The organism is Ramlibacter sp. (assembly GCF_013697775.1).
GTDB lineage: Bacteria > Pseudomonadota > Gammaproteobacteria > Burkholderiales > Burkholderiaceae_C > Ramlibacter.
In genome coordinates, this window is record NZ_JACCWG010000060.1 from 1 (window position 1) to 4281 (window position 4281).

Consider the following 4281-nt stretch of genomic DNA (forward strand, 5'->3'; position numbering starts at 1 on the left):
TGCGAACGCTCCTCGTCCGACAAGATCAAATCCGCCTTTGGCCTGCCCGTTCTCATTGCGTATCTCCGCTCGAAAGATACCGCAAGAGCAAGCACGATTAATGCCTGTTATTTACGGGACAGGACACAAGGTGGATTCAGGTGCCGGCGCGCAGCCGGTCTGTTGTCTGGGTTTTGGAACGCGCGGCGCGGCGCCAGCTGGCGCTGAACCGCGCGTGGGACTTGTCCATGTGCGCCTGCATCGCCTCGCGCGCGCCGGCCGCGTCGCGGGTGCGGATTGCGCCCAGGATCAGCTCGTGCTCGGCGATCGCCATGCGCCAGGACGGCACGGTTTCGAAGTGGTTGCCCAGGCGCTCGAACAGCGGGCCGCGGCGCGCGTCCCAGAAGGTCTGCACGGTCTCCAGCAGCACCACGTTGTCGCAGGCCTCGGCAATGGCGGTGTGGAAGGCGCGATCGCCGTCCAGCGGCTGCACCTCGCGCGCCGTGTCGTCCTTCATCTGGCCGAGCGCATCGGCAATCGCCTTGACGTGCCTGCTTTTCGCGTGCGTGGCCGCCAGCGAGGCGATCTCGCCTTCGATCACGCGGCGCGCGCGGATGAGTTCCAGCGGCCCCCATTCGTTGGGGGGGATCTTGGGCGCGTGGCCGTTCAGCTGGCCGGGGCGCTGCAGCACGTACACGCCCGAGCCGGTGCGCACCTCGACCCAGCCTTCCACCTCCAGCGCGATCAGCGCCTCGCGCACCGAAGGCCGGCTCACGCCCAGCTGCTTGGCCAGGTCGCGCTCGGCCGGCAGGCGGCTGCCCGGCGGGAACTCGCCGCCGGCAATGAGCGAACGCAGCTGCTCCGCGATCTGGCGGTAGAGGCGTTTCGGTTCGACGGTTTGCAGGGGCATGGAGCTGCGCGCGGGAGGGCTAGGGTTGTGCCTAAGTGGCCAAGTGGTCAGACCAATTAATATCCGGTCCGGCACCCGCGGGCGCATCCGGCGAAACCCGGGGTTTGGTGCAAGGAGACGCATCGATGCGATTGAAGGGAAAGACCGCGCTCGTCACGGCCGCCGGCCAGGGCATGGGCCGCGCTAGCGTGCTTGCGATGGTGGCCGAAGGCGCCACCGTCTGGGCCACCGACGTGAACGACAGCCTGCTGCGCGACTACGACGGCATGGACAACGTGCGCGCGCTGCAGCTCGACGTGCTCGACAAGGGCGCCATCCACGCCGTGGTGGCCGCTATGCCGGCCATCGACGTGCTGTTCAACTGCGCCGGCTTCGTGCACAACGGCACCGTGCTGCAGGCCAGCGACGAGGAATGGAACTTCGCGCTCAACCTCAACGTGCGCTCGCAGTACTGGGCGATCCAGGCGGCGCTGCCGCGCATGCTGGACAACGACGAGGGCCGCGGGCACGGCAGCATCATCAACATGGCCAGCGTGTGCAGCAGCATCAAGGGCCTGCCCAACCGCTTCATCTACGGCACCACCAAGGCCGCGGTGATAGGCCTGACCAAGAGCGTGGCGGCCGACTACGTGACGCACGGCATCCGCTGCAATGCGATCTGCCCCGGCACGGTGGACACGCCCTCGTTGCACGACCGGATGCGCGCCGGCGGCGACTACGAGGCCGCGCGCAAGGCCTTCATCGCGCGCCAGCCCATGGGCCGGCTGGCGACGGCCGAGGAAATCACGCCGCTGGTGGTGTATCTGGCAAGCGACGAGTCGGCCTTCGCCACCGGGCAGGCGTTCGCGGTAGACGGCGGGATCACGCTATGAACCAGCTCGATTTCCGTGGCCGGCATGCGGTGGTGACAGGTGGCGCGTCCGGCCTGGGGTTTGCGTTCGCCAAGCGGCTGATCGTCTCGGGCGGCAGCGTCACCCTGTGGGACCGCGACGAAGCGGCAGCTGCCACGGCCGTGGCGCAGCTGGGCGACAAGGCGCATGCCGTCGCCGTGGAAGTGACCGACGTGGAGTCGGTGCGCCGCGCGGTGCAGGCCACGCGCGCCCACGCCGGGCGCATCGACGCGCTGGTCAACAGCGCGGGCATCACCGGCCCGAACGCCAAGCTGTGGGACTACCCGGTGGATGCCTGGCGGCAGGTGATGGACGTCAACCTCAACGGCGTGTTCCTGTGCTGCCGCGAGGTGGTACCGGCGATGCGCGAAGCCGGCTACGGGCGCATCGTCAACATCGCCTCGGTGGCCGGCAAGGAAGGCAACCCGAACGCGAGCGCCTACAGTGCGAGCAAGGCGGCGGTGATCGCGCTGACCAAGTCGCTGGGTAAGGAACTGGCCGAGACCGGTGTGCGCGTCAACTGCGTGACGCCGGCGGCGGTGAAGACGCCCATGTTCTCGCAGATGGCCGACGAACACCTGGCCTTCATGCTGTCCAAAATCCCGATGGGCCGCTTCGGCGCGCCCGAGGAAATCGCGTCGCTGGTGGCGTGGCTGTGCACCGAGGAGTGCGCGTTCTCCACCGGCGCGGTGTTCGACCTGTCCGGCGGCCGCGCGACGTATTGAATACTCAACCGATCGAAATCCCCGTTCGAGAATCCCGTTCGGGCTGAGCCTGTCGAAGCCCGCGCGTGAACCCTTCGACAGGCTCAGGGCGAACGGTTGGAGGCAGGTTCTGAAGACAACCAAGAAAGGCGACAAGAAATGAAACTGGTCCGCTACGGCAACCCCGGCAAGGAAAAGCCCGGCCTCATCGACAGCGACGGCAAGCTGCGCGACTTGAGCAGCGTGGTGCCCGACATCGGCGCGCAGCAGCTGGGTGCCGCAGGCCTTGCGCGCATTCGCAAAATCAATCCGGCCAAGCTGCCGGCGGTGCGCGGCACGCCGCGCTTTGGTTGCCCGGTGGCGCAGGTGGGCAAGTTCATCGCCATCGGCCTGAACTACGCCGACCACGCCGCCGAATCCGGCGCACCGATCCCCACCGAACCTATCGTCTTCATGAAGGCGACCAGCTGCATCCAGGGCCCGAACGATCCTGTGATGCTGCCCAAGGGTTCGGTCAAGACCGACTGGGAAGTGGAGCTGGGCGTGGTGATCGGCACGCGCGCGCGCTACGTGAGCAAGAAGGACGCGCTGGCGTACGTGGCCGGCTACTGCCTGATCAACGACGTGAGCGAGCGCGAATACCAGCTGGAGCGCGGCTCGCAATGGGACAAGGGCAAGGGCTGCGACACCTTCGGCCCGATCGGCCCCTGGCTGGTGACGGCCGACGAGGTCGAGAACGTGCAGCGCCTGGACATGTGGCTGGACCTGAACGGCAAGCGCATGCAGACCGGCAACACCAAGACGATGATCTTCAACGTGGCGCAGATCGTGAGCTACGTGAGCCAGTTCATGACGCTGCTGCCCGGCGACGTCATCACCACCGGCACGCCCCCCGGCGTCGGCCTGGGCATGAAGCCGCCGATGTACCTGAAGAAGGGCGACGTGATCACGCTGGGCATCCAGGGATTGGGCGAGCAGCGGCAGGTGGTGGTGCCGTTCAAGGTGTGAGGGACGCAGTTCACCTCGTCAGCGGGGCGATCGAGAGAGTAGCGCAGGCAGCCGCCCGCGCCGGCGAGAAACCCAAGGTAATGCCCAGTACCATCGCGTTGCGACTGCTCGAACAGCTCGATGCGCCAGTCGCCGTCGCCGCGCAGGCTGAGACCGAGGGAGAAGTGGCGTGGACATGCGGGCGCGGGAGTCGAGGCCGGGGATGATCACTGGGCGTTATCTGTTCTCGTCACAGGCTTGGCGTGTCAAATGGCGTCGCGCGATTCCTGATCGGCAACTGCGATCGCCCATCCTGCGACAAGCACCAAGAGCGCGGCTTTTTCGTAGTGGTGCAGGCCCAAGTCGGTCAAAACATTGGGAAATAAAGCCGTGAGTGCGCACACGAAGCCGATCTGGCCATGGCGTTTCAGCAGCAGCCACGCCAGCCGCGCCAGGCTCGCGAGGAATGCGCAATACGCAAGCAAGGTAACAAGCCCAAAACTATAAAGCACCTGGACGAAGTCGTTGTGGCTGTGGGCCAGCGGTTGTGGAGGGACCCAAAGGTGCGATGCCGCCGGCAAGGTCGTGCCATGACCAATCAGTACGCCAGGCCAGTCGAGTGACTGATTCATATAGTGCACTGCGTAGACCCATCGCAAGTCCAGGCCGCTCTTGCCTTTGTTAAATAGTCCGCCCTGAACAATTCCGTTCTCAGCGGCAAGCCTGCTGGCGACGACCTGGAGCGGCGAGCAGTGCGGCGATGACCGGCTGCAAGGACAGCCCGAAGCGGGCGCAGTAAAGCCGCAGGGCG

The 4281-nt window shown here is 66.3% G+C and carries 5 protein-coding genes; 3 read left to right on the forward strand and 2 right to left on the reverse strand.

Annotated elements, in window-relative coordinates; translation table 11 throughout:
- Positions 1-136: 136 nt before the first annotated feature.
- Positions 137-889, reverse strand: a complete 753-nt coding sequence (locus H0U68_RS03460) for a FadR/GntR family transcriptional regulator (RefSeq protein ID WP_296352770.1) — start codon at positions 887-889, stop codon at positions 137-139.
- Positions 890-1014: 125 nt separating this feature from the next.
- Between H0U68_RS03460 and H0U68_RS03465 the strand changes: the two genes are divergently transcribed.
- From H0U68_RS03465 to H0U68_RS03475, 3 genes are all read left to right on the forward strand, one after another.
- Positions 1015-1761, forward strand: a complete 747-nt coding sequence (locus H0U68_RS03465) for an SDR family oxidoreductase (protein ID WP_296352771.1) — start codon at positions 1015-1017, stop codon at positions 1759-1761.
- Positions 1758-2504 (forward strand): SDR family NAD(P)-dependent oxidoreductase, encoded by a 747-nt coding sequence (locus tag H0U68_RS03470; RefSeq protein WP_296352772.1) that lies wholly within the window; start codon positions 1758-1760, stop codon positions 2502-2504. Before H0U68_RS03465 ends, H0U68_RS03470 begins: the two co-directional genes overlap by 4 nt.
- Before the next feature lie 138 nt (positions 2505-2642).
- Positions 2643-3491: a fumarylacetoacetate hydrolase family protein gene (locus H0U68_RS03475; RefSeq protein WP_296352773.1), complete on the forward strand. Its 849-nt coding sequence runs from the start codon at positions 2643-2645 to the stop codon at positions 3489-3491.
- A gap of 245 nt (positions 3492-3736) precedes the next feature.
- Here the strand turns inward: H0U68_RS03475 and H0U68_RS03480 are convergent.
- On the reverse strand, positions 3737-4281 hold a 545-nt coding region (locus H0U68_RS03480; RefSeq protein ID WP_296352774.1), incomplete at its 5' end, for a hypothetical protein.

What these genes read in the sequence shown, in the direction of transcription:
- H0U68_RS03460 (WP_296352770.1), bottom strand. Translation starts at nt 889, where the DNA reads ATGCCCCTGCAAACCGTCGAACCGAAACGCCTCTACCGCCAGATCGCG.
- H0U68_RS03465 (WP_296352771.1), top strand. Translation starts at nt 1,015, where the DNA reads ATGCGATTGAAGGGAAAGACCGCGCTCGTCACGGCCGCCGGCCAGGGC.
- H0U68_RS03470 (WP_296352772.1), top strand. Translation starts at nt 1,758, where the DNA reads ATGAACCAGCTCGATTTCCGTGGCCGGCATGCGGTGGTGACAGGTGGC.
- H0U68_RS03475 (WP_296352773.1), top strand. Translation starts at nt 2,643, where the DNA reads ATGAAACTGGTCCGCTACGGCAACCCCGGCAAGGAAAAGCCCGGCCTC.